Origin of the sequence: Bacillus sp. FSL L8-0152 (assembly GCF_038006365.1) — a bacterium.
GTDB classification, from domain to species: Bacteria; Bacillota; Bacilli; order Bacillales; family Bacillaceae_G; genus Bacillus_A; species Bacillus_A cereus.
Map to the genome: position 1 here is coordinate 2,084,267 of NZ_JBBOVB010000001.1, position 25,237 is coordinate 2,109,503.

A 25,237-nucleotide genomic window follows, 5' to 3' on the forward strand; every position below is an offset into this window, starting at 1 on the left:
GGCTTTTAATTATCGATACATAGTCCACATCCCAATATCTTTAAACCCTAATCGTTTGTAAATACGTCCAGCAGCTGGATTGTTATAAAACAAACAAAGCGTTCGGCCTTCTTTCGTAAAGTCTTGAATCATTTTTTGCAATATGAGTGAAGCATATCCATTTCCGCGATAATTTGGGTGTGTACATACACCAACTACCATAGCGGATAATGAATTTTCAGCGGAAGTAGAGGCGGATGCAATAATAGCACCGTCTTTTTCAATATAATATGTGCGTCCTGTATTTGTTTTGAGAGCTTGTCTTAATATTTTCTCTGATTCATTAGCAACTGGAAATTCAGCAATGTTACCTCGCAATTGCATAATTCGCTCTACATCATCTAGTGTGGCAAGTTTAATTGTTTCTTGGATAGGCGTGCTAGGTAAGTTGTTGTCATTTAGACATTCGCAAAAATACATTTCATTTTTGGCGCCTAATTGTAGACTTGGAGAAGTTTCAAATCTTTCTACAATAGTTGACTTGCCAGAGAGTTTAAGCGGTTTATATGCGGAAAGAAGTGCCTCATAATCTAGGGTAACAAAGTCTTCTTTACTATATGGTATAAATGAATCGTGGAATCGGAGTAGAATTGATTTTAATGTCCCATTCTCTTTAAATACTCCCCATAATTCTTGGAAATCTGTGTCATAACCGAAAGCTTCAATATCTCCAATAATAAACAAGTTAATGGCTGCTTCTTCTTTTAGGTAAGCGAATACTTGTTCATGATCTTTCTTTGTTAATTTTCGCATCATAAAGAATCGACCTCTTTTTTATTTTTCTAAATATTACAACTTAAGTTTTTTGAAATCAATATAAAATTTTATGTTTAGTTCACAAACTTTCGGAAAAACTAGGAAAGATATGACAAAGGAGGTTATGAACGGTGGATCATCCAATTCAAGGGTTAATGAAAGCAGCAATGGAAAATTTAAAAGAAATGGTTGATGTAAATACGATTGTTGGAGAGCCTGTTCAAACGGCTGACGGTGGTGTGGTGTTAACGGTTTCTAAAGTAGCGTTCGGTTTTGGAGCAGGAGGTTCTGATTTCCAAACGAATGATGGACAAAGAGCGAACGGTAACCCTGCATTTGGTGGCGGTAGCGCGGGTGGTGTTTCGATTACACCAGTAGCATTTCTTGTGGTGAATAAAGATGGAGTAAATATTCTTCATTTACAAAATGCGACACATTTAGCAGAAAAAATGATTGAATTAGCTCCACAAACAATTGATAAAATTCAATCGATGTTCCAAAAAGAAGAAAAGAAAGAGGGAAATCATCATCCTCAAAACCCTGATGAAATCCTTTAAAAACGCCTGCTTATGAGCAGGCGTTTTTTCTTGTAATCACTATGTAATAAAACACATGAAATTGTAAATAGTTTTTGAAGTTTTTTCTATGTTTCTAAAATTTTTCATGTTAAAATATGCTATAGAATTGAAACATATAAAACGAAGGTGGCTAGGTGCTTTGTCTGGAGGATCTGACCAAGTAAAGAATATGATATATATTAATGGTAATCGTCGAGGTCATTGTTTTATTACATCAGGAATTACGTTTAAAGAGTTTGCGAGTAACATCCCTTCACCGCTTCATCAAGTGTTGCTTTTGAAGCACAACTTTGAATGGACGGATTTTCATTATCATACTTTATTTGAATATGTTGAGGAAGAAAATATACATAAGTTAATTCAAGCAGAGATTGATGAATTTGATGAATTTTGTTGGGTAGATTTTGATGATGCAAGCGATTTAGATGAATTAGAGCCGAAAGAAATTGCAGAATTATTATATTTGGCTCACAAAAAAGAACCACTTGCAAGAACATTCTTTCCGTTACTGAAAAATAGATTTGTTTATTTTTCACATGATGACGGATGGTACAACAAAGTGTATTATCGTAGAATTGCCGATTTTGTAGGAATGTTAAGTAAAGTCATTCCGTATAAACTCGGTGCTTTCGGTAAGAAACGTTTTTCTTTCTTCCAAAAATCAAAAATTTTCCCGGCAATTTCAAAAGAATTGATTATGGGACTTATTCCACTAATGGAAGATGGTCTTTACATAGATCTAGCAGGGAAGATTGAGTCAAGAAGAGGTCTTGAAATTCCGGTATATGTAGTTGGTTCGTATGAAAGTACGGATGAGGTGCTAGATAATATCGATGAATTGAAAGAGGAAGCAACAGAAACAGGTTGGCTCATTTTTGATAAGAAAGAACAAGAGTGGCAATGGGTTGTTGACTAAGAAAACTTGGCGCATGAAGTCAAGTTTTCTTGTCATTTGAAAGGAGTACAAATGAAGAAATATTATACAATTGTGGGTATTGTAAGTATTATTCTCGTGGCAATATTACTTATAACTTGTCCGAAAGAATCAGATTTTAAAGTGTATGTAGAGGATAAGTATGCGTTGAATTGTAATGAGAGTAGTTTTGAATGCACGCAAAATGTAGATGGTAAAAAAGAAAAACTACAATTTGAAAGTACAGATGCACGAAATGGTGTATTCTTTATGACTGTAAAGCAAACATTTAAAACAGAAGCTGGTGTTTCAAAAGAATATAGCGGAGTAGGAATGTTTGGTACATTTCTTTTTGTTTCAGAGAAGACTTTCTAGTAATAGAAGGTCTTTTTTTTATGCTTATGTTCATATAGATGAAGTAAGACAAGCATAGGAGGGATAGCGATGAAGAACACATGTATCGTTTGCGGTGGTGAGGAGTTTTTTTCCTCAACATTATATGCACGTACGAAACAAGATTGGGCATATGCACCAAACATGTATCGGTTTGAAAAAGTATTTATTGAGCATAGGGATGAAGAAAATTATCCAGTGTTTCAAGAAATTACAGCGAAACATTGTTGTGGATGCGGTCATATTATGTTGTATCATGAATGAACACACCAAGTATAACTTGGTGTGTTTTTTTAAAACGCTGACAAAGCAAGCGGATAAAGTAAAGTAAATAAAACAGAAAAACTACCAAAACCAATTGCTGTATATCCAAGTGTTCTTGCTCCGAAATTGACAGCTAATAGGCCAACTAAAATTGCTAGGGAGCCGAGCGTAACTGGATAAAAAGCAATGGAGAATAACGAAAGAAATAAAGCGACATAGCCTACCATTGCGCCGGTATTTGTACCTTCTATCTCATTTGCAATTTCTTTACGCTTATGTCTAATTGGAATGCCAGCTGGTGATATTTCAGCAGCATACTCTTCGTTTTTTTCACCACTTTTAAAATGATGATTTCTCTTTCTTCGCATGTACATCCCTCTCTTTCAATTGGGTGTATCTATAGTATCTTTCATAAAGAGAAGAACATGAGTATGAGTTAAACCCAAGTAAAGCAAAAATTGGAGAATACGTATTCCATCGTTAACATATCCATTTCCTATTGAAGATAAAGTGCGGGATTTTTTCCATCACGACTGATTATCAGCCAGCAACAATTGGATTTTTATGAGCAGTTCTCTCCCATTAACTGGTCCGCATCCATTGAATTCTGAGGTAGGTGTCTTACTGCAAGCAGGATAAAACAGGAATTTTGGAAAATGATGTAGAATGAAATGAATGATAATACGTGAAGGTAGGGGAATGTATGACAACATTTAATTGGCATGAATCAGCAGAGAAGAAATGGGATAGTAGTGCGGAGTTTTGGAATAAAAATAGTCAGGAAATGTGGGATAGCGGGAGTAGGAGCACAATTATTCCGTTTTTTGAACAATACGTAAAGAAAGAAGCACAAGTGCTCGATGTTGGTTGTGGTGATGGGTACGGTACATATAAATTAAGTAGCGCAGGCTATAAAGCAGTGGGAGTAGATTTATCGGAAGTGATGATTCAAAAAGGTAAGGAGCGCGGAGAAGGACCAAATTTATCTTTTATAAAAGGAGATCTTTCTGCATTACCATTTGAAAATGAGCAATTTGAATCAATTATGGCAATTAATTCTTTAGAATGGACGGAAGAGCCATTACGAGCGTTAAATGAAATAAAGCGTGTGTTAAAGAAAGATGGATATGCATGTATTGCAATTTTAGGACCGACAGCAAAGCCACGAGAGAACAGTTATCCTCGCTTGTATGGAAAAGACGTTGTTTGTAATACGATGATGCCTTGGGAATTTGAACAGTTAGCGAAAGAACAAGGTTTTAAAGTTATAGATGGCATCGGCGTATATAAGCGCGGAGTAAATGAGAAGATGTTAGGTCAACTACCTACAGAGTTACAACAATCGTTAACATTCTTATGGGTATTTATGCTAAAAAACGTATAAAGAAATGAAAGAATTTTTAGGAGGTAAATAAGTGCAGAAAATACAAAAAACTGATACAATATCATCAGAACCAATTAAAGGGGGACTAGGGTATATGACAACTACTACAACAGTGAAATCCGATATTGAAATCGCACAAGAAGCGAGTATGAAGAAGATTCAAGAAATTGCAGCTGATTTAAATATTTTAGAAGATGAATTAGAGCCATACGGGCATTATAAAGGTAAGTTATCTCTTGATATTTTTAAGCGCTTACAAGATGAGAAAGACGGTAAAGTTGTTTTAGTAACAGCAATTAACCCAACTCCAGCTGGAGAAGGTAAATCAACAGTAACAGTTGGTTTAGGTCAAGCTTTTAACAAAATTGGTAAGAAAACAGTAATTGCACTTCGTGAACCATCTCTTGGACCGACGATGGGATTAAAAGGTGGAGCAGCAGGTGGCGGTTTTTCACAAGTCGTACCAATGGAAGACATTAACCTTCACTTTACTGGAGATATCCATGCGATCACAACTGCCAATAACGCATTAGCAGCGTTTATTGATAATCATATCCAACAAGGAAACACACTTGGAATTGATACGCGTAAAATTGTTTGGAAACGCTGTGTTGACTTAAATGATCGTGCCCTTCGTAACGTAGTAATTGGTCTTGGTGGACCTGTACAAGGTGTACCACGTGAAGACGGTTTTGACATTACAGTCGCATCTGAAATTATGGCCGTATTCTGCCTTGCAACAGATATTCAAGACTTAAAAGCGCGTCTATCTCGCATCGTAGTTGCTTATAACTTTGCAAATCAACCTGTAACGGTTAAAGATTTAGGTGTAGAAGGTGCGTTAACGCTATTATTAAAAGACGCATTAAAACCAAACTTAGTACAAACATTAGAAAATACACCAGCTATTATTCATGGCGGACCATTTGCGAATATTGCTCACGGTTGTAACAGTGTTATCGCTACGACAATGGCAGCAAAATTAGGTGATTATGTTATTACAGAAGCTGGATTTGGTGCTGATTTAGGCGCTGAGAAGTTTTTAGATATTAAAGCTCGTGCAGCTGGCATTAAACCAGAAGCAGTTGTTATTGTTGCGACGATTCGTGCGCTTAAAATGCATGGTGGCGTAGCAAAAGATCAATTAAAAGAAGAAAATGTAGATGCATTAGCAAAAGGTATGGAAAACTTACAGAAGCATGTTGAAACAATTCAAAGCTTTGGTGTGCCTTTCGTAATTGCAATTAATAAATTCATTACAGATACAGATGCAGAAGTTACATACTTACAAGAGTGGTGTAATGAGCGTGGCTATGCAGTATCCTTAACAGAAGTTTGGGAGAAGGGTGGCCAAGGCGGAGTTGACCTTGCTGAAAAAGTACTAAAAGAAATCGAAAAAGGTGAAAACAACTACGCACCACTTTATGAATTAGAATTACCATTAGAAGAAAAAATTCGTACAATTGCTCAAAAAGTGTATGGCGCAAAAGATATTGAATTTGCTCCGAAAGCACGTAAGCAATTAGCTCAATATGAAGGAGAAGGTTGGAGTAACCTACCAGTTTGTATGGCGAAAACACAATACTCTCTTTCTGACGATGCAACAAAATTAGGTCGTCCATCTGACTTTATCGTTACAATTCGTGAGTTAAAACCATCTATAGGTGCAGGCTTTATCGTTGCGTTAACAGGTACAATGTTAACAATGCCAGGTCTTCCAAAACAACCAGCAGCACTTCAAATGGATGTAAATGAAGATGGAAAAGCAGTAGGTTTATTCTAAAAGGTTGTAATTCATCTCGTTTATCTGTAAACTATATATACATCAAGTGGCGCCTTTCCATCGAAAGGCGCCTGTTTTTTGGAGGAAATTATGTTTGATCCAACTGCTTTTGACAATTTAAAAGTAATCGTAGAAGGTGCTGTGTATGATTTTGATCTACATGGAGATATTCTTGTAACAGATCGAAAAGATATGATGGACCTTGCCTCATTAAGTCGTATATATCATATCTCATTTCAATTAACAGAACCGTTCGAACCATTAGTAGAAGCAACATTTTCATTATCTGTGGATGCAAAGAACTTGTCTGGTGAAATACTAGAAGTGCCTCAGTTTACACCAGGTTGTGAAATGAAGCTAGCATTTTCATTCCCGTTAGAACAACCAGAAGTAGGATGCGAAGAAATTGAAACTTTAATGCGTTCTATATGGGGAAAAGAAAGAATGATTATGCAGAAAGTTTCATACGAATATAATAAGCAAGCGATTTCATATCATAATAAGGTAGAGGTTCTATTTCAAAAAGCGATTACAGAAGACCATGTTGATGATTTAATAGCTGTTATTTCACACATGATAGAAACGGTGCGAACAATACAGCATTTTCTTCAAAAATAGAGATAAAGGAGAAAAACAAATGATAAAAGATATGCAACCATTTTTACAAGAAGCTTGGGAGAAGGCTGGTTTTAAAGAATTAACTGAAATTCAAAAACAAGCGATTCCAACTATTTTAGAAGGACAAGACGTTATAGCTGAATCTCCAACTGGAACAGGAAAAACATTAGCGTACTTATTACCCCTTTTACATAAAATTAATCCTGAAGTAAAACAGCCACAAGTTGTTATTTTAGCTCCAACGCGTGAACTTGTAATGCAAATTCATGAAGAGGTTCAAAAATTTACAGCAGGAACTGAAATTTCAGGTGCATCTTTAATTGGTGGTGCAGATATTAAGCGCCAAGTTGAAAAATTAAAGAAACACCCAAGAGTAATTGTCGGTTCACCAGGCCGTATCTTAGAATTAATTCGTATGAAAAAGCTAAAAATGCATGAAGTAAAAACAATTGTATTTGATGAGTTTGATCAAATTGTAAAGCAAAAAATGATGGGTGCAGTGCAAGATGTAATTAAATCAACGATGCGCGATCGTCAATTAGTATTCTTCTCGGCGACAATGACAAAAGCGGCAGAAGATGCGGCACGTGATTTAGCAGTTGAACCACAATTAGTACGTGTAACACGTGCAGAATCAAAAAGCTTAGTTGAGCATACGTATATCATTTGTGAGCGACGCGAAAAAAATGATTACGTAAGAAGAATTATGCATATGGGCGATGTAAAAGCAGTTGCTTTCTTAAACGATCCATTCCGTTTAGATGAAATTACTCAGAAATTGAAATTCCGTAAAATGAAAGCAGCGGCTCTTCATGCAGAAGCAAGTAAACAAGAGCGTGAAGCAACGATGCGTGCTTTCCGCGGTGGAAAATTAGAAATCCTACTTGCTACTGATATTGCAGCACGCGGTATTGATATTGATGATTTAACACATGTAATTCACTTAGAATTACCAGACACAGTAGACCAATACATTCACCGCTCAGGACGTACTGGACGTATGGGTAAAGAAGGAACTGTCGTATCTCTTGTAACTCCACAAGAAGAGCGCAAATTACTACAATTTGCGAAAAAACTAGGCATCGTATTTACGAAGCAAGAAATGTTCAAAGGAACATTTGTAGAATCGAAGCCACCAGCACCTAAGAAAAAGAAACCAGCATTTACTGGGAAGAAAAAGCCTAGATAAATAATGGGGAAGGCGTAACTATTTGTAGTTACGTCTTTTTTATTTGCAATTGAATAATACAAGGAGTTTTATTAATGATTATTGAAATGTATCTATTATCACTTTTTTAATCAACATATGTACAAGGAAGTAATATAAAAAAAGTCGAATATTAAACTGATGCGAAATAATAAAAAGAAGGTACATATATGGATAGGAAATTAGGAATGTTTTTGAATACGAAACATATTGAAGTAAACGAAGGAATACAAAAAGCAAGGGAATGGGATTTAGAATATATTCAATTATATGCTATGAATAAAAACTTCAACTTAGCTAATATTCCAGTGGTAGAATGGACTGCTTTAAAGAAAAGCTTATCTTTTAATGGGATAAAGATTCCATCATTAGCAATTAGTTTTGGAGAAAATGGAATTACAGGAACAGAAGCTGACAGTGCAATAAATCAGATTAAATATATTACTGACAGAGGTTTGGAGCTGGGAGCAAAGATAATAACAGCTCATATTGGGAAAGTTCCAGATGATGAAAAAAGTGAGAGCTATGATAAAATGGTGCGGGTTTGTTATGAGATAGGGGAATTAGCATTCAAATTTGGGGGAGTCTTTGCTATTGAGACAGGATCTGAAAAAGCAATAGTATTAAAACGATTTTTAGAAAATGCAAACTCGAAAGGACTAGCTGTTAACTTTGACCCAGCAAATTTAATAAGTGATGTAAATGAAAATCCGTTAGAAGGTTTATTACTATTAAAAGATTATATAGTACAAACTCATATTAAAGATTGTAAAGAAGTGAAAAGTAATAGTTCAAGTAAGTATATAGAAGTAGGGGTAGGAAATGGTGAAGTGGATTTCGATATATTCTTCAAAGTATTAGATGAAATTGGATTCGACGGATATAACATGATTGAAAGAAACAATTATTTTGACGAACTGGATGGGATGAGTCAGTCGATAAATTTTGCAAAGAAGTACATACCAACTCAAAAGGAATAACGATACCAGCTGTAGAAAGCTACATAGAATGTAAAAAAACAATAGGAGGAATACAAATGATTCATAAAGTAGGACAAATTATGTTATATGTAAATAATCAAGATGAGGCAGTAAATTTTTGGACGGAAAAGGTAGGGTTTCATGTAGTTGCGGAGGAAGATAACAAGCAAGGAATGAGATGGATTGAAATTGCTCCAACTAATGGTGCTGAAACGAGCATTATATTACATAATAAAGAAGTTATTTCGAAAATGAGCCCAGAATTAAATCTTGGTACACCGTCCTTAATGTTCTTCTCAGAAAATCTGGATCAATTATATGCAGGTTTAAAAAATAAAAATGTTACTGTTGGAGAAATGGTAACTATGCCTTCTGGTAAAGTGTTTAACTTTGCTGATAGTGAAGGGAATTATTTTGCGGTTATGGAGAAGAATCAATAATAATATTGCTATGTGAAAATCCCCCTCGAATATATTGAGGGGGATTAAATCTTTGAAGTGGATTTTTCATGAGAGAGTTGTTTAATAAAAAATGCACCTTTTTCAATAGCGGTTTCAATGTAACCGACAATTTGATTAAACGTAAACACCTGTAAGTCTTCATGCAAATGTTGCTCGGGATACAACATATCTTCAAAAAGATACTTTCGAAAAGCTGAAACGTTTTCTTTAGAAACCTCTTCAATATCCACAATGTGAGCCTCTCGATTGAGAAGAGAGAAGAGCTGTTGTTCTTTATCGTAATGATGAAGCAACTTTGCATTTAACAATTTAAAATCGTTATAGTACAGGGGGGCGATAGTTTCGTCATTTTCTATTCTATTTTTTAACCATGGTAGAAAAAAGCCACTTAGCCAATTATCATCGGCAATGAGGTGGGTGTAATAGCCTAAAATAAAGGGGGAATCTATATGTGCTTCGTATTTATGAAAAAATGAATCATAATCTATTCTTCTCGTATAGTTCTTCGTTGTACCAGCATAAAAATGTGAGGTTCCTTTTTCTTTTTTTGAATGAACAGCATCAGGGGCTACAGCTCCAAGTAAGAAAGAAGTTTTATCTTGAATAGATAGTTTCTCAGCAATACCGTTAGCGATAATAACATGCATAATTCGTGATCCCATGAATGCCACCTCTGTTTCAAGTATTCATTTCAGGAAGAAGACTGAACAGTTAGTATTACTTTCCCTGTACTTTTTCTACTTTCGACCCATTCATGTGCTTTCCCTGCATCTTGAAGGGGAAAAGATTTTGTAGCTTTCATTTGCAAACTTCCGTCACGCAAATAACGGAAAACTTCATTTGCCGTTTCTTGGAGTAGTTCAGGACGTTTTTTCCGTGTAGTGCCAAAGCTAAAGCCTAGTATAGAGCGGCAACTTGCGTGTAAATCTTTCGTTTTGAAATTGCCAATTTTACCGCTTGCATTACCGAAATGAACGAGGCGACCGTAATAAGCTAGGCAGTTTAAACTTCTTTCAGAGACAGTTCCAGAAATAGAGTCCAAAATTATATTCACTCCTTCTCCGTTTGTCAGCTCATTGACTTTCTCTACAAAATCTTCATCTTGATGACAAATAACATAATCAGCTCCAGCATCTAAAGCGATTTCTTTTTTCGTTTCACTTCCGACAGTACCGATAACTGTTCCAGCCCCTAATCGTTTTGCAAGTTGAATCGCGGTAGTACCAATTCCGCCAGCAGCTGCATGAATCAGCACGGATTCATTTTGTTGAAGCCTTGCAACATTCACGAGTAAATTATAGCTTGTGAAAGATACGATCGGACAAGCAGCTGCGGTTTGAAAGTCGACTTCATGGGGTAAAACGAAAGTGAGATTTTCATTTGAAACAACGTACTCTGCGTAAGATCCATTTTGAGGAAAAGCAATGACACGCTGTCCAGGTTGAATATTTTTCACATGAGAACCGACGCGTTCTACAATACCAGTTGCATCTATACCTGGAATAAAAGGTAGTGCTTTATTTCCTTTTTTGCCATAACGTGATTTAATATCAGCGAAATTTACACTAGTAGCAACAACGCGAATTAAAACTTGATCTTCTGAAATAGCCGGTATATCCAAATCTGTATATTTCATCACTTCAGGACCACCGAACGACGTTACAACGATAGCTTTCATCATATATCCTCCTAAATTTGACTATATAAATCATTTTAAATCTTTATCAGAAATTGGAAAATTATATAATAGTTATGTGTGGTTATAAGTGAAGCTTATGAACTCATCGGATCATAATATTAATTTATATAAAAAATTTTTTCGGAAAAATCGAACGAAATATGAATTACTTGCCAATATATAGTGTAAGACAAAGGAGGGCTGGAATATGAAGGCTGAAATAGATTACGCACATTTAATTCGATTAACTTTATCAGGAAATAAAGAAGCGTATAGCGAATTGTATGATGTAACGATTCAAGAAGTATATAAAACAGCACATTTTTTAATTGAAGATAAAACGGATGTAGATGATGTCGTTCAAGAAGTATACATACAGCTATATGAATCGCTTCGTAAATATGATAGCGAGAAGCCATTTCGCCCTTGGCTAATTGGGCTTGCGATTAAACAAATTCATTCTTATAGAAGAAAGAGGTGGATGCGACTACGAATTATGAAAAAAGCAGAAGAGCAAAGAAAGCCAGTGCAAATTGATTTTTCTAACGATGTTGTAAGTAAAATATCAAACCAAAAACTAATCGAACTCATTCATAAATTACCGTATAAATTGAAACAAGTTATTATCTTAAGATACTTATACGAATATTCACAAGAAGAAGTAGCACAAATATTACATATTCCAATTGGTACAGTGAAGTCTAGAATTCATGCGGCATTAAAGAAACTACGTCAAAAAGAGCAAGTAGAAGAAATCTTTTTAGGAGAGGTAGGGAATGTGAAATGAGTTTAGATTGTAGAGTTAGAGAATCTATACGAGAAGAAGCGAAGGGGATTGTTGCCCCGCCGGAGTTAAAAGAAAAAGTAATTGTTCAAATCAAAATGAATCGCGGGGGAAGTAAGGTGAAGAAACGTCTTATCGCCGGAGTGCTTGCAGCAGCATTTTTAATCCCTACGACCGGTTTTGTATATCAATCTATTATGGCGGATGGTATATACGGATCTTTTGAGAATTTAAAAAAACACGCCGGAGCGATGACATTAGAAACGTATATGCGTTTTAATGCAAAATTATCAGAAGCGAAAGATGAAATGAGTTCGAAGGAATATGAAGAGTTTACAAAAGAACTGAAAAAATTAACTAATGCAAAGCTTGCGTACGGGGATTCGAATGGTAATATAGATTATGATCAATTATCACCAGCTAAAAAAGAGGAATTGAAAAAGGTAGTAATGGAGCTTCATCCGTATTTTGATAAATTAAATGGCCATAAATCTAGTAAAGAAGTACTAACTCCTGAAGAGTATGAACAATATATGGAGGCATTAATGTCACATCAAACTGTGTTAGTAAAAACGAAATCGAGTGGCGGGATAACAGTAGAAGAAGTGCCTGAGGCGTACAAAGAAAGATTTATTAAAGCGGAGCAGTTTATGGAGTATGTAGATGAAAAGGTGAGATAAGTAAAAAAGCTCAAAGCTTTAGCTTTGAGCTTTCTTTATTAAAAGAAAATAGAGCATTCAATTATATTTTTTCATCGTTGCATTGTCCTTTTGTATAAAACAATCTAATAGTGAATAACCAGCTATTAAACTAATAATCGTAACAAAAGTTGTATTTATTAGAATAATATTAACTAAATAAGGTAGGTATTCGGCAAGTGGTGAAAAGAGTAGTGCTGGGGAAAAGGAAATGAATAGTGTAGGCACTGTAATAGCAATAAATTTATCCGGTTGAAAGCTCCAGTTTTGTTTACTCGTTTCGCGATTAATAGATTGAAGGAAGCGTAATAAAATGCCAACTATAAGAGGGAAGAGTGTAAAGTAGAATAATCTTGGATAAACGTTAAAGTTCACTTGTGCATCTGTATCTAAATAAAATTGAATTTTTACTCCTACAAATAATAATAAGACGATAAATAATGTGAAGCAGAGGTATAGCATCACTTTTTGCATTATATTCCACCATCCTTTACTCAAAATATATTCAAAAAAAGAAGAGATATACAATAACTACTGTTGTATATCTCTTCTTTTACTGTTAGTTAATAGTGGAGTTTGATTTTTCTTGCTTCGTGAAATAATCAATAATGCCCATTGCGCTAATTTCTATATCTAAATGTAAAATATTATAAACGGAATGATCTGATGGAACGTTTAACTTTGTAAGATGAGAAGAGATTTTATCCATTAACAAAGTTTGTAAAGCTTTAGTTGCTTCATCGAAATCATTATACTTTTCAAAGACTTCCTTACCAGTATGAACGAAAATAGGTAGCCAATATTCCAGTTGATTATATACTTCTGTAACATGAGAGGATGCGCCGTAATGACCGAAATAAATAGTATCTACATTCATACTTTGAATGTGATTTTTAGAAGTAATCATCGCATCTGGTTGGAATTGTGAAGGGGACGTTGATGGTAGATATAACTCTACATCAACGTCTGCGAGTTCTCTATAATAAATTCCAATTGTATCGCCAGTAAAAATCCCGTTTGTTAATGAATCGTGAATGCTAATATGGTGCTTCGCATGTCCTGGTGTATCATAAAATGTAAGGGTGCGATCTTTTGCAATTTTTAACGTATCACCATGTTGTACAATATGAACACGTTCTTCTTCAATTGGAAGAATTGGATCAAAGAGTTTATCGAAATCTTCTTTGTAGACAGCTTTTGCACCTAAAATAAGTTTTGTTGGATCAATCATATGACGAGCACCACGAGAATGCACATATAACGTAGCATTTGGGCACTTTTCCATCATTAAACCAGCTGCTCCAGCGTGATCTAAATGCACATGTGTAACGATAATGTTTTTAACATCGTTTAAATCAATATGTAATTGTTGTAAGCCGTCTAAAATATACGGAAGAGAAGGGGCTGCACAAGTTTCAATTAAAGTAATATCGTCACCTAATAAAACGTACGTACCTGTTCGTTCATTATGCTGTAAATCGAAATCATCAATAAGATATAGGTGAGAAGATAATTGCTCTACTTTTTTCATAGTTACCACTCCTTATATACTGCATGTTTTTATTATACGCTAAAATAGAAAAAAGGCAGAAAACGAAGCTCGTCTTCTGCCTTTTTGTAATATTATTATTTCGTTTGTTGTTTATTAATAGACATAATGAACAGTCCAACAATCCCGCCTACTAATGGAAGCATAATCTCTCCTGCTAAATTAAAGTAGGAGCTTAAGAATAAACCATTTACATCGATTACCCAGCCAGTAACAAACAATAACATCATATATAGTACGAAATAAAACTCGCGATTTGAAATCGTTTCATGTTGTGCAGTTTTCATAATGAACACCATCCTTTTCTTTTATAATGGAATATAAACTGTCACATTTTGTTCACATTTCAATTGTAAAACTTTCCATCATAAAAGTCTAGTAGTTTGTGTCGAATTTTCGAACAGAAATAAAGCGCTATCATTACAACTTATAAGTACGTAATAAGAGCTGTATATTCACGAATGTAGTATAGTATAAACATAGAATGATAGTGAAGAGAGGGGCAAAGACAATGACAGTTTATGATTTTTCAGCTAAAACAATTACAGGTGAAGAAAAATCGTTAAAAGATTACGAAGGAAAAGCACTTCTTATTGTCAATGTAGCTAGCAAATGTGGTTTCACACCACAATATAAAGGATTACAAGAGGTATATGATAAATATAAAGACCAAGGACTCGAAATACTCGGATTTCCTTGTAACCAATTCGGGGGACAAGAACCAGGTACAGAAGCGGACATTACTAGTTTTTGTGAATTAAACTACGGTGTAAACTTCCCGATGTTTGCAAAGGTTGATGTGAAAGGTGATAAGGCTCACCCTCTATATACATACATGACAGAACAAGCACCAGGTTTACTTGGTATGAAAGCAGTGAAATGGAATTTTACGAAGTTTTTAATCGGAAAAGACGGGAAAGTAGTAGGGCGTTTTGCTCCACAGACGAAGCCGGTAGATTTAGAGGTTGAGATTGAGAAGGTGCTTGGGGAATAAGTAGGAGTTTCACTTTATTAAAAAACGTCTCAAAGAACAATGTAGTTCTTTGAGACGTTTTCTTTAAACTCAAATTTTCAAGATTAAATAACTGTATCAAAGCCATCTGATTTAGGTGGAGAAGCTGCTTTTTTCATAAGTACTTCCCATAAGTGTACGGATTTTTTCCATTCTACCGTAGCCTGCCCCTGTTGATACATAGCGTTCTCATAACTGGCAGTAAGTTGTTGCATATCGGCCGAGTTGTAAAGTGTATCGATATGGAGAGCGTATTCTCGGAATGTTTGACTTTCACCCCGTGGTATGCCAATTCTCGCAAATTGTTTTAAAAGTGCACCGTAAGCTTTTTGATAAACAGCATCATCTTTTCGGTATTTATAGAAATGAATAATAAGAAATGTCATCCATTTCATTCTAGTGGTGAAGAGAATGTATCCTATAATACTAATTAGTATCGTAGAGAGGAATACGTACCACCAAGAAAAACTAGTTTTAGAATTTGTGACCTTTTTAGTAGAAGCTTCTTCTGTATTTTCAATTAAACTTTTAAGTTTTGCTTCATTATTTCGTTGTTGTATTTGCTCGTTATTAGAATTATTTGCTTCGCTATTTTGTGAAATAGGAGCAGGCGTATTATTTATAAAATTATAGGGATTAGTAAATCCTTTTGTCGGTTCGAATGGAATCCATCCGTATTCTGGGAAATATACTTCGACCCAAGAGTGTGCGTTATCGTTCGTGATTGTATAAACATCCTCACCTTCTGCAGAGGCAAGTGTATTGTCAAGAGTTCCTTCTGTATAGCCTTTCACCCAGCGAGCTGGAATCCCGGCAGAACGAAGTAGTACAATCATAGACGTCGAAAAATTATTACAGTAGCCGCTTTTTGTATCGAAAAGGAATTGATCTACATAATCTTGGCTTTTGGCAGGGAATGAGACATTCGTTGATTCGTATGTAAAAGAGTTGTCTGTGAAGTAATTTTCAATAGCTAATACTTTATCATATCGGTTGTCTTTATCATTTGTAAGATTGATAGCCAAGTCTTTTACGCGCTGTGGTAATGACTCGGGAAGTTGTGTGTACTTTGTCATAAAATAAGGATTTGTTTCTTGACCTTCATTTGTTTTTACAGCTTTCAAGTTTTTTATGGAAAACTCAGGGATCTCATATGTTACTTTATACGAATGTAAAGTAGTAGAAGAGTCTCCATTCATTGTATAAATTTTTTCTGAAAACGGGTCAACACTGTATGATACATCAGAAGAAGCTTCAACTGTTACTAATCCTGCTGGATAGGTAAGGTGAGGGTAACTTTTTTGCATGGTAATTGTTGCCTCAGTAGTTTCTGTTTTTGTATTTTGTTCGTACCAGCTTACGACGTCGTTTTTATTTTTAAAAGAAACCTTTTTCGGATTTTCAGAAACCTCCCAGCCTTTTCCGGTATAAAAATCTTTCGTTTCGACTCTCCAATATTGTTTGTTTTGCGTTCGTGCTGTGAAAACAATTGTAGGATCCGCCTTAAAAGGACCACCTAATCGTGAGTCATCTAAACCATACCCAATTGTAGAAACTTTTTTTTCTTTACTTGCTTCAGATGTGTTGAATTTTAAGAAATCCATTGGGTTTGGCCATTGAGGGCCAAATTTTGGAGCAAAGTATGCGATGGTTGCTAATAATACAATAAATATTGTAAGTGGTCTAAGTAATTTTGAGATTTCCCTAGCATAATTTTGTAAGTGTTCACGTTCTTTTATTCGTTCTACTTGAAGAAGACTAAGCATAAAAAAGCCGATGACAACAGTACGAATAATAGCGTAGTTTGCATTGTATAAATGTAAGTTATGAAAAGTTGCGATATAAATAATAGTCAATACAAGAAATAGAAACCCACGTTTTTTATGAATAATCCAAAATGAAGTAAAAGAACTCAAAAACCAAAATGAGAGAAAAAATAAAACCGTCGGAAAAACTGGAGAAATATCTAGTAAATTCCCTTGGAAAAACAGGGAGGAATTTCGAAACATATCAGAAAAGAATGCTGTTAGCCAAGATGGATTTATAAAAGCATTTTTATAATATAGGGAATGAATGATAAATAGGACTGTGACAATTTTTATTGGAATCTGCCACCTCGTTTGAAAAAAAGAGAGAGCGAAGCAAATTCCTATAAATGTTACGAAAATATCTAATCTACCTACATTTGTAATACCTATAAGAGGTCTTAGCCATTCTAGTAAAAGAAGAAATACACATGCATGCATAAAGAATCTGTTCGTATCCCACTTGTATTTTGTTTGTAATGTTATCATTTGCTCACCTCAAAAAACACGTTTGTATAACGGTTTTCATAAACCGTGTTTACAAATATTTGTCGTTTTTTTAGAGTTTCTATTATACTGATTTCTCGGTGTGAAAGTTGATTCGCTTTTTCTTTCACGACAAAAACCATACATTTTCTATTTCTTATAGCGGCACAATCAGCCGCCTTTTGAATATCGGGAGAAAGATTACTGGTCACGAGTATAACCGTGACGGGCTCATAAATTTTTCTTAGTTCCATGTCTACACTCTGGGAGAGCGGGAATACACTGTCTGCTTGCACTTTTGCTAAATGACAAAGGATTTGTTGTAACTGCGTATCTCCATTGTCTAAAGGGAAAATAGTTTGTTCTTTTCCGATAGACACGAATGATGCTGGTGAATTTTGTTTCAAGACAGTCCTTACGATAGAGGCAGTAAATGTGACGACTGATTCGAATAGAGGAGACTCGGTTCTGTCTATGAATATCATGACATTATGGCTGCGCTGTTGTTCAAACTCTTTTGTCATAATAGTGTTTGTTCGTGCAGTTGCTTTCCAATCAATCCATGAAAAGCGATCACCAGGTTTATAGTCTCTGACACCGACAGAGATTGTAGAGTCTTTTGCTGAATTTATATTTGCTGAAAGCGCTCCTTGTTCGAAATGATTTTCCAATTGTCGATATGCTATATCTACATACTGGGGATAGACTAAAAATGTATCTGGAACTGAAAAAGTTACTTCTTTCTCTATCATGCCGAATAAATCGCCAGTTTTGACACGAACGCTTGAAAAAGTGTGCTCGCCTCTAGGGATTGTGTTAATAACATATTGAAACGAAATATTTCGTTTCAATCCTGGGAAGAGTACTACCTTATTCATCTTTGTTTGTTTACAACTTATAAATTGTGGTGGCAGTTCATCTTCTATAACTAAATAAAGTAAGGGAAAAGGAAATTTTCTTTTTATTGTAATCGTGCTTACAAATTGTTCTCCTACTACATATCCATTTTGGTTTGTTATTCGTTTTACTTCAGCGTCCCGTAAAGCGTAGAAGGGGAGTAGTAGCGAATAAAGAGCAATGGGAATTGTGCTGTAAAACAAAAACCAACTGACAAACCCTCCTTGAAGCATAGCGTACACAAATGTTAAGACTAGACATAAAGGGAGTAGCAATAACTTCATAACGTGATATAGCGCTCGCAGCATTCGTTTCATCAAGGGTTCATCGTCCTTTGAGTAGGCACGGTAGTTCGTGCAACGATTTTTCCGATAACTTGTTCTCCTGTTATTCCTTCAAATTTTGCTTCCATTTTTAGAATGAGTCTATGTGCTAAAACGTAAGGAGCTAAAAATTTAACATCGTCTGGAATAACATAATTCCTGCCATGGATAAATGCATAAGCTTGTGAAGCTTTCATTAAAGCAATCGAGCCACGTGGACTTGCACCTAACTGTATAGAACTGTACGTACGAGTCTGATTAACAAGCTTTACAATGTAATGCTTAATTGCTTTGTCCATACTTACTACCCGTACGCTTTGTTGTAAATAAATTAATTCTTCTATTGTAGTAATGGTCTGTAATTGAGAGAGTGGATTTGTTTTTTCCATCCGGTTTAAAATTTCAAATTCTTCCTCTGGTGTAGGATATCCCATTTTTAGTTTCAATAAGAAACGATCGAGCTGAGCTTCTGGTAGAGAATATGTTCCTTCATATTCGACCGGATTTTGTGTAGCCATGACAAAGAACGGTTTTGGTAAAGGTCTTGTAATGCCATCTATTGTAATATTGCCTTCTTCCATACATTCAAGTAAAGCAGATTGTGTCTTTGGAGATGTACGATTAATTTCATCAGCAAGTACAAAATTCCCCATAATTGGTCCAGGCTTGAACTCAAATTGGAGCTCTTTCGGATTATAAATAGAAACTCCTGTTACATCTGACGGCAATAAATCAGGTGTAAATTGAATTCGCTTATAATCAGCATCAATGGATTTAGAAAGGGCACGTACTAGCATTGTTTTCCCGACACCAGGAACATCTTCTAATAGCACATGACCTTCAGCTAAGAGAGCTGTCAAAGCTAAGATTGTTTCTTTTCGTTTTCCGACCATTATTTTTTCAATATTATTGATTATTTTTTCTACAGTGGGATGTAATGAATCAAGCTGGGGCATCGTAATCCTCCTAATGTTATTATCGTTTTCTAATCAATTTAGTGGACATATTTCTAATTCTATATGTAGATAGTAAAACTTCTACCTTAAATTCTGAGAATATTCAGATTATTTATTTCGATTACATCTAGTATAATTGTTTCCGTAACTAAGGGCAATACAGTAAATAATGATTTGTATTTTTATGTAAAATCAGACTCGATATAAAATAATAACATTGGGAAAAATTTTTTTACATACAATTTATACTCTTTTCCTTATGGCAGTTTTGAAATAATATCAAAACTCTTTTTCTTTTGCAAAATAGTCGATACCTCAAAATACCATTCTCCTAATAATTAAGATTAACCATAATCTTCACAACGGAACACAAGATTTTCTCACAAACTTATTTTCTACTGAATTTTTGACAATCTCTTGAACTGTGCGAAATGTCACATCTGTATTTTACAACCTCTCTTATAGTAAGGGTATGTAAGAGAGACGTATTAAAGGAGTGAACAGTATGAAGAAAAAAACTTCAGCACTAATGAGACGTTTAAAATATTTTTCACCAATAGATCGTTATAACGATAATCATACACAAGAAACATATGAAGATCGCGAATGGGAAAATGTGTACAGAAAGCGTTGGCAGCATGATAAAGTAATTCGTTCTACACACGGCGTGAACTGTACTGGTTCATGTAGCTGGAATATATATGTGAAAGATGGAATTGTAACTTGGGAAGGGCAAGAGCTTAACTATCCAACAACAGGTCCAGATATGCCTGATTTTGAACCACGAGGATGTCCGCGTGGAGCGAGTTTTTCTTGGTACATTTATAGTCCACTTCGTGTGAAATATCCGTATGTACGTGGTGTTCTTTGGAGTATGTGGCAAGAGGAACTACAAAAGCACAAGTCACCACTAGATGCTTGGAAAAACATTGTGGAAAACCCTGAAAAAGCACGTAAGTATAAGCAGGCGCGTGGTAAAGGTGGATTCGTTCGTGCGAATTGGGATGAAGTATTACAACTCGTTTCAGCTTCTCTACTTTATACAGTAATTAAATACGGGCCAGATCGAAATGTTGGCTTTTCACCAATTCCAGCTATGTCGATGTTAAGTCATGCTGCTGGTAGTCGTTTTATGCAACTTATGGGTGGGCCGATGCTTAGTTTCTATGATTGGTACGCAGATTTACCACCAGCTTCTCCGCAAATTTGGGGCGATCAAACAGATGTACCAGAAAGTAGTGACTGGTATAACTCTGGTTACATTATGACATGGGGTTCAAATGTACCGATGACGAGAACACCAGATGCTCACTTTTTAGCAGAGGTTCGATATAAAGGAACGAAAGTCGTTTCTGTCAGCCCTGACTTCGCTGAATCTACAAAGTTTGCGGATGATTGGATTAGTGTGAAACAAGGTACAGATGGTGCACTTGCGATGGCAATGGGGCATGTGATCTTACAAGAATTTTACGTAGATAATCAAGTGGAATATTTCACAAAGTATGCGAAGCAATATACTGATTTTCCTTTCTTTGTCACATTGAAACAAAAAGGAGATCAATTCGTTGCTGATCGTTTCTTAAACGCTGCTGATATTGGACGCGAAACGAAGTTAGGAGAATGGAAACCTGTTCTTTGGAACGAGAACACGAATGATTTTGCAACACCTCAAGGCACAATGGGCTCACGTTGGGATAACGAAAAGAAATGGAACTTGCGTATAGAAGATGAAGAAACAGGTGAAAAGATTGATCCACGTCTTTCTTTACTTGGAATGGAAGAATCGATTGGAACGGTACAAATTCCGTACTTCTCTGATGATGGAAACAAAGTATTAGAACGTACAATTCCAGTGAAAAAGGTTATGACAGAAGAAGGCGAAGTGTTCGTTACAACTGTATACGACTTAACGTTAGCAAATTACGGAGTGAACCGAGGGCTTGGCGGACAAGAGCCGAAAGACTTCAATGATGACATACCGTTTACACCTGCATGGCAAGAGAAAATGACAGGAGTAAAACGTGAGCTTATTATTCAAATCGCTCGTGAGTTCGCACAAAATGCTGTTGATACGAATGGTCGCTCAATGATTATTGTCGGAGCGGGTATTAACCACTGGTTTAACTCTGATACGATTTATCGCGCTGTTTTAAATCTTGTTCTTCTCGTTGGAGCACAAGGTGTAAACGGCGGTGGTTGGGCGCATTATGTTGGTCAAGAAAAGTTACGACCTGCAGAAGGATGGCAAACAATCGCGATGGCAAAAGATTGGCAAGGGCCACCAAAATTACAAAATGGTACGTCTTTCTTCTATTTCGTAACAGATCAATGGCGCTATGAAGATACACCTGTTGGACATTTAGCATCACCAATTGAAGGTAACTCACGTTATCAACATCACGGTGATTACAATGTATTAGCAGCACGACTCGGCTGGTTACCTTCTTATCCAACATTCGAGAAAAATGGAATTGAATTATATAAAGAAGCTGTTGCTGCTGGTGCAACAACGCAAGAAGAAATCGGAAAATATGTTGCACAAAAATTAAAAGAAAAAGAACTGAAATTTGCGATTGAAGATCCTGATAATAAAAACAACTTCCCGCGCAACTTATTCGTGTGGCGTGCGAATTTAATTTCAAGTTCTGGTAAAGGGCATGAATATTTCTTAAAACATTTATTAGGTACAACAAACGGATTAATGAATGACGATAGTGATTCATTACGACCAGAAGAAATTAAGTGGCATGAAGAAGCACCAGAAGGGAAGCTTGATTTACTCATTAATTTAGATTTCCGTATGGCTGGAACAGCGCTGTATTCTGATATCGTCTTACCTGCTTCAACTTGGTACGAAAAACATGATTTAAGTAGTACAGATATGCATCCATTTGTGCATCCATTTAATCCAGCAATCGGTTCACCGTGGGAAGCACGCTCTGACTGGGATATTTTCACTTCACTTTCTAAAGCTGTGTCAGATTTAGCGAAGAAAATAGATCTTGAACCAATGAAAGAAGTTGTTGCAACACCACTTCTTCATGATACACCGCAAGAATTAGCGCAACCACTTGGCAAGATTAAAGATTGGAGTAAAGGTGAATGTGAACCAATCCCGGGTAAAACGATGCCACAAATTCATGTTGTTGAAAGGGATTATAGAACGATTTATGACAAAATGACAGCACTTGGACCAAATGCCGGAAAACAACCGATTGGTACGAAAGGGATCTCTTGGTCAGCAGAAAAAGAGTATGAACAATTAAAGAGCAAATTAGGAGTTGTTCGAACGGATACTATTGCGAAAGGTTGCCCAGACATAAAAGAAGCAATCAATGCTGCTGAAGCGGTATTAACGCTTTCTTCTACAACAAACGGTCATATGGCAGTAAAAGCATGGGAAGCACTTGAAAAACAAACAGATCTAAAATTACGTGATTTAGCAGAAGAACGTGAAGAAGAATGCTTTACATTCGAACAAATTACAGCACAACCGAAAACAGTAATTACTTCTCCGGCCTTTACAGGTTCAGAAAAAGGTGGACGACGTTACTCACCGTTTACAACAAATGTGGAACGTCTTATTCCTTGGAGAACGATAACTGGTCGACAATCTTTCTACTTAGACCATGACATGATGAAAGAATTTGGTGAAACGATGGCAACATTTAAACCAATTCTGCAACATAAACCGTTCCGTAAGTCACGCCCTGAAGTAGAAGGGAAAGAGATTACACTAAACTATTTAACACCGCATAATAAGTGGTCGATTCATAGTATGTATTTCGATTCATTACCGATGTTAACGCTGTTTAGAGGTGGTCCAACTGTTTGGATGAATAAAGAGGACGCTGCAGAAGCTGGCGTTGCTGATAATGATTGGATCGAGTGCTTTAACCGTAACGGTGTTGTCGTAGCGCGTGCTGTTGTAACGCACCGTATACCGAGGGGAATGGCATTTATGCACCATGCGCAAGATCGCCACATTAACGTGCCTGGTACGAAATTAACAAGCACCCGTGGGGGAACGCATAATAGTCCAACCCGTATTCATGTTAAACCAACACATATGATTGGTGGATATGGCCAATTAAGCTATGGATTTAACTATTATGGTCCGACTGGGAACCAGCGTGATTTAAATGTTGTAATCCGTAAACTGAAGGAGGTAGATTGGCTTGAAGATTAAAGCGCAAGTCGGAATGGTAATGAACCTAGATAAATGCATCGGCTGTCATACTTGTAGCGTAACGTGCAAAAACACCTGGACAAATCGTCCAGGTGCGGAATATATGTACTTCAATAACGTAGAAACGAAGCCTGGAATTGGTTATCCGAAACAATGGGAAGATCAGGAGAAATATAAAGGCGGATGGGAATTGAAAAATGGTGAAATTCAGCTGAAATCTGGTTCGAAAATGAAACGTCTTATGAACATTTTCCACAATCCAGATCAACCAACAATTGATGATTACTTTGAACCTTGGAATTATGATTATGAAACATTAACAAATAGCCCGCAGCGTAAGCATCAACCAGTTGCTCGTCCGAAATCAGCAATTACAGGCGAATTTATCGACAAAATTGAATGGGGTCCGAACTGGGAAGATGATTTAGCTGGTGGACATATAACAGGATTACAAGATCCGAACGTAAAGAAAATGGAAGAAGAAATTAAAACAGATTTTGAAAACGTCTTTATGATGTATTTACCACGCATATGTGAACATTGTATGAATCCGTCTTGCGTATCATCTTGTCCATCTGGTGCGATGTATAAACGTGAAGAAGACGGCATTGTTCTTGTAGATCAAAATGCATGTCGTGCTTGGAGGTTCTGCGTATCATCTTGTCCATATAAAAAAGTGTATTTTAACTGGCAAACGAATAAAGCTGAAAAATGTACAATGTGTTTCCCACGTATTGAGGCTGGTATGCCAACAATTTGTTCAGAAACATGTGTGGGACGTATCAGGTATATTGGGGTAATGCTATATGACGCTGACAAAGTAAAAGAAGCAGCTTCTGTTGAAGACGAAAAAGATTTATATGAATCTCAGCTTACTGTTTTCCTAGATCCAAATGATCCAGAAGTAGCAGCTGAAGCGAAAAAACAAGGCATTCCTGAAGAATGGATTAAAGCAGCACAAGAGTCACCAATCTATAAAATGATTATCGATTGGAAAATTGCTCTGCCTCTTCATCCAGAGTACCGTACAATGCCGATGGTTTGGTATATTCCGCCGCTTAGCCCAATTATGAATATGGTGGAAGGGAAAGGCAGTAACTGGCAAGCAGAAGAGATTTTCCCTGCTATCGATAATATGCGTATTCCAATTCAATATTTAGCGAATTTACTCACTGCAGGAGATGAATCACACATTCGTCTTACATTGAAGAAAATGGCTGTTATGCGAACGCATATGAGAGCGCTGCAAATTAATAAAGAGCCAAATGAAGCTGTATTAAAAGAACTTAGTTTAACAAAACAGGATGTAGAAGATATGTATCGTCTTCTTGCTATTGCGAAATATAAAAATCGCTTCGTCATTCCGGGCACTCACCGTGAACAAGTGACAGATTTATATAGCGAACAAGGAAGCTGTGGTTTAGCATTCGCAGGTGGTCCAGGCTCTTGTATGACAATTTCTTAAATAAAGGGGGCAGAAAATG

General features: G+C 36.1%; 25 protein-coding genes. 15 read left to right on the forward strand and 10 right to left on the reverse strand.

Going from position 1 to position 25,237, the window contains the following annotated elements; all coding sequences use genetic code 11:
• Window positions 1–9: 9 nt before the first annotated feature.
• Window positions 10–795, reverse strand: a complete 786-nt coding sequence (locus tag MHH27_RS10645) for a GNAT family N-acetyltransferase (protein WP_098250463.1) — start codon at window positions 793–795, stop codon at window positions 10–12.
• Window positions 796–926: 131 nt separating this feature from the next.
• Between MHH27_RS10645 and ytfJ the strand changes: the two genes are divergently transcribed.
• The 4 genes from ytfJ (at window position 927) to MHH27_RS10665 (ending at window position 2,943) form a co-directional block, all read left to right on the forward strand.
• Window positions 927–1,352: a GerW family sporulation protein gene (gene ytfJ, locus MHH27_RS10650; RefSeq protein WP_000349991.1), complete on the forward strand. Its 426-nt coding sequence runs from the start codon at window positions 927–929 to the stop codon at window positions 1,350–1,352.
• A gap of 160 nt (window positions 1,353–1,512) precedes the next feature.
• Window positions 1,513–2,289 (forward strand): oxalate:formate antiporter, encoded by a 777-nt coding sequence (locus tag MHH27_RS10655; RefSeq protein WP_000014087.1) that lies wholly within the window; start codon window positions 1,513–1,515, stop codon window positions 2,287–2,289.
• Between the two features lie 51 nt (window positions 2,290–2,340).
• The gene (locus MHH27_RS10660) at window positions 2,341–2,661 is read left to right on the forward strand and encodes a hypothetical protein (RefSeq protein ID WP_000761184.1); all 321 of its coding nucleotides are present in this window, start codon (window positions 2,341–2,343) and stop codon (window positions 2,659–2,661) included.
• A gap of 69 nt (window positions 2,662–2,730) precedes the next feature.
• Window positions 2,731–2,943 carry a hypothetical protein gene (locus tag MHH27_RS10665; RefSeq protein ID WP_000798747.1) on the forward strand — a complete coding sequence of 71 codons (213 nt, stop codon included), beginning with the start codon at window positions 2,731–2,733 and terminating at the stop codon, window positions 2,941–2,943.
• A 29-nt stretch (window positions 2,944–2,972) separates the two neighbouring features.
• Here the strand turns inward: MHH27_RS10665 and MHH27_RS10670 are convergent, their stop codons facing one another.
• Window positions 2,973–3,311: a hypothetical protein gene (locus tag MHH27_RS10670; protein WP_001253201.1), complete on the reverse strand. Its 339-nt coding sequence runs from the start codon at window positions 3,309–3,311 to the stop codon at window positions 2,973–2,975.
• A 335-nt stretch (window positions 3,312–3,646) separates the two neighbouring features.
• Here MHH27_RS10670 and MHH27_RS10675 point away from each other — a divergent pair, with 335 nt between their 5' ends.
• The 6 genes from MHH27_RS10675 (at window position 3,647) to MHH27_RS10700 (ending at window position 9,355) form a co-directional block, all read left to right on the forward strand.
• A complete protein-coding gene (locus MHH27_RS10675) occupies window positions 3,647–4,327 on the forward strand; it encodes a class I SAM-dependent methyltransferase (RefSeq protein ID WP_000206577.1) in 681 nt (226 codons plus the stop codon).
• A 94-nt stretch (window positions 4,328–4,421) separates the two neighbouring features.
• Complete coding sequence (locus MHH27_RS10680) at window positions 4,422–6,110, forward strand: formate--tetrahydrofolate ligase (protein WP_014482011.1); 1,689 nt, start codon at window positions 4,422–4,424, stop codon at window positions 6,108–6,110.
• Window positions 6,111–6,200: 90 nt separating this feature from the next.
• The gene (locus tag MHH27_RS10685) at window positions 6,201–6,728 is read left to right on the forward strand and encodes a hypothetical protein (protein ID WP_000460216.1); all 528 of its coding nucleotides are present in this window, start codon (window positions 6,201–6,203) and stop codon (window positions 6,726–6,728) included.
• A 19-nt stretch (window positions 6,729–6,747) separates the two neighbouring features.
• Window positions 6,748–7,917, forward strand: a complete 1,170-nt coding sequence (locus tag MHH27_RS10690) for a DEAD/DEAH box helicase (protein WP_000588597.1) — start codon at window positions 6,748–6,750, stop codon at window positions 7,915–7,917.
• 188 nt (window positions 7,918–8,105) lie between these two features.
• Window positions 8,106–8,915, forward strand: a complete 810-nt coding sequence (locus MHH27_RS10695; protein WP_141541705.1) for a sugar phosphate isomerase/epimerase family protein — start codon at window positions 8,106–8,108, stop codon at window positions 8,913–8,915.
• Window positions 8,916–8,971: 56 nt separating this feature from the next.
• Window positions 8,972–9,355: a VOC family protein gene (locus tag MHH27_RS10700; RefSeq protein WP_000581475.1), complete on the forward strand. Its 384-nt coding sequence runs from the start codon at window positions 8,972–8,974 to the stop codon at window positions 9,353–9,355.
• A gap of 44 nt (window positions 9,356–9,399) precedes the next feature.
• On the opposite strand, the gene MHH27_RS10705 is transcribed toward MHH27_RS10700, so the two are convergent.
• Together MHH27_RS10705 and MHH27_RS10710 are read right to left on the reverse strand one after the other, a co-directional pair.
• Window positions 9,400–10,038, reverse strand: coding sequence for a zinc dependent phospholipase C family protein (locus MHH27_RS10705; RefSeq protein ID WP_340942469.1), 639 nt, complete (start codon window positions 10,036–10,038; stop codon window positions 9,400–9,402).
• Window positions 10,039–10,067: 29 nt separating this feature from the next.
• Window positions 10,068–11,054 (reverse strand): quinone oxidoreductase family protein, encoded by a 987-nt coding sequence (locus MHH27_RS10710; RefSeq protein ID WP_000644636.1) that lies wholly within the window; start codon window positions 11,052–11,054, stop codon window positions 10,068–10,070.
• 208 nt (window positions 11,055–11,262) lie between these two features.
• Between MHH27_RS10710 and MHH27_RS10715 the strand changes: the two genes are divergently transcribed.
• Window positions 11,263–11,841 (forward strand): sigma-70 family RNA polymerase sigma factor, encoded by a 579-nt coding sequence (locus MHH27_RS10715; RefSeq protein ID WP_000642664.1) that lies wholly within the window; start codon window positions 11,263–11,265, stop codon window positions 11,839–11,841.
• Window positions 11,838–12,518, forward strand: coding sequence for a DUF3600 domain-containing protein (locus tag MHH27_RS10720; protein WP_340942471.1), 681 nt, complete (start codon window positions 11,838–11,840; stop codon window positions 12,516–12,518). Before MHH27_RS10715 ends, MHH27_RS10720 begins: the two co-directional genes overlap by 4 nt.
• A 57-nt stretch (window positions 12,519–12,575) precedes the next feature.
• Here MHH27_RS10720 and MHH27_RS10725 read toward each other — a convergent pair whose 3' ends face one another.
• The 3 genes from MHH27_RS10725 to MHH27_RS10735 form a co-directional block, all read right to left on the reverse strand.
• The gene (locus tag MHH27_RS10725; RefSeq protein WP_001174535.1) at window positions 12,576–13,010 is read right to left on the reverse strand and encodes a hypothetical protein; all 435 of its coding nucleotides are present in this window, start codon (window positions 13,008–13,010) and stop codon (window positions 12,576–12,578) included.
• A gap of 85 nt (window positions 13,011–13,095) precedes the next feature.
• Window positions 13,096–14,067 (reverse strand): MBL fold metallo-hydrolase, encoded by a 972-nt coding sequence (locus MHH27_RS10730; RefSeq protein WP_043938463.1) that lies wholly within the window; start codon window positions 14,065–14,067, stop codon window positions 13,096–13,098.
• A 95-nt stretch (window positions 14,068–14,162) separates the two neighbouring features.
• Window positions 14,163–14,372 carry a DUF3925 domain-containing protein gene (locus MHH27_RS10735; RefSeq protein ID WP_043938462.1) on the reverse strand — a complete coding sequence of 70 codons (210 nt, stop codon included), beginning with the start codon at window positions 14,370–14,372 and terminating at the stop codon, window positions 14,163–14,165.
• 224 nt (window positions 14,373–14,596) lie between these two features.
• Here MHH27_RS10735 and bsaA point away from each other — a divergent pair, with 224 nt between their 5' ends.
• Entirely contained in the window at window positions 14,597–15,079 is a 483-nt protein-coding gene (gene bsaA / locus MHH27_RS10740; protein ID WP_000219434.1) for a glutathione peroxidase, read from the forward strand.
• An 83-nt stretch (window positions 15,080–15,162) separates the two neighbouring features.
• Here bsaA and MHH27_RS10745 read toward each other — a convergent pair whose 3' ends face one another.
• From MHH27_RS10745 to MHH27_RS10755, 3 genes are read right to left on the reverse strand one after another with little or no spacing between them, the layout of a single operon-like run.
• Complete coding sequence (locus tag MHH27_RS10745) at window positions 15,163–17,391, reverse strand: transglutaminase TgpA family protein (RefSeq protein WP_089170882.1); 2,229 nt, start codon at window positions 17,389–17,391, stop codon at window positions 15,163–15,165.
• Window positions 17,388–18,602: a DUF58 domain-containing protein gene (locus MHH27_RS10750; RefSeq protein WP_097821811.1), complete on the reverse strand. Its 1,215-nt coding sequence runs from the start codon at window positions 18,600–18,602 to the stop codon at window positions 17,388–17,390. The genes MHH27_RS10745 and MHH27_RS10750 overlap by 4 nt, the downstream gene beginning before the upstream one ends.
• A complete protein-coding gene (locus tag MHH27_RS10755; protein WP_001135807.1) occupies window positions 18,602–19,564 on the reverse strand; it encodes an AAA family ATPase in 963 nt (320 codons plus the stop codon). The genes MHH27_RS10750 and MHH27_RS10755 overlap by 1 nt, the downstream gene beginning before the upstream one ends.
• 505 nt (window positions 19,565–20,069) lie before the next feature.
• Here MHH27_RS10755 and MHH27_RS10760 point away from each other — a divergent pair.
• Window positions 20,070–23,753 (forward strand): nitrate reductase subunit alpha, encoded by a 3,684-nt coding sequence (locus tag MHH27_RS10760; RefSeq protein ID WP_340942474.1) that lies wholly within the window; start codon window positions 20,070–20,072, stop codon window positions 23,751–23,753.
• Window positions 23,743–25,218, forward strand: coding sequence for a nitrate reductase subunit beta (narH, locus tag MHH27_RS10765; protein ID WP_340942478.1), 1,476 nt, complete (start codon window positions 23,743–23,745; stop codon window positions 25,216–25,218). Before MHH27_RS10760 ends, narH begins: the two co-directional genes overlap by 11 nt.
• Window positions 25,219–25,237: the final 19 nt, after the last annotated feature.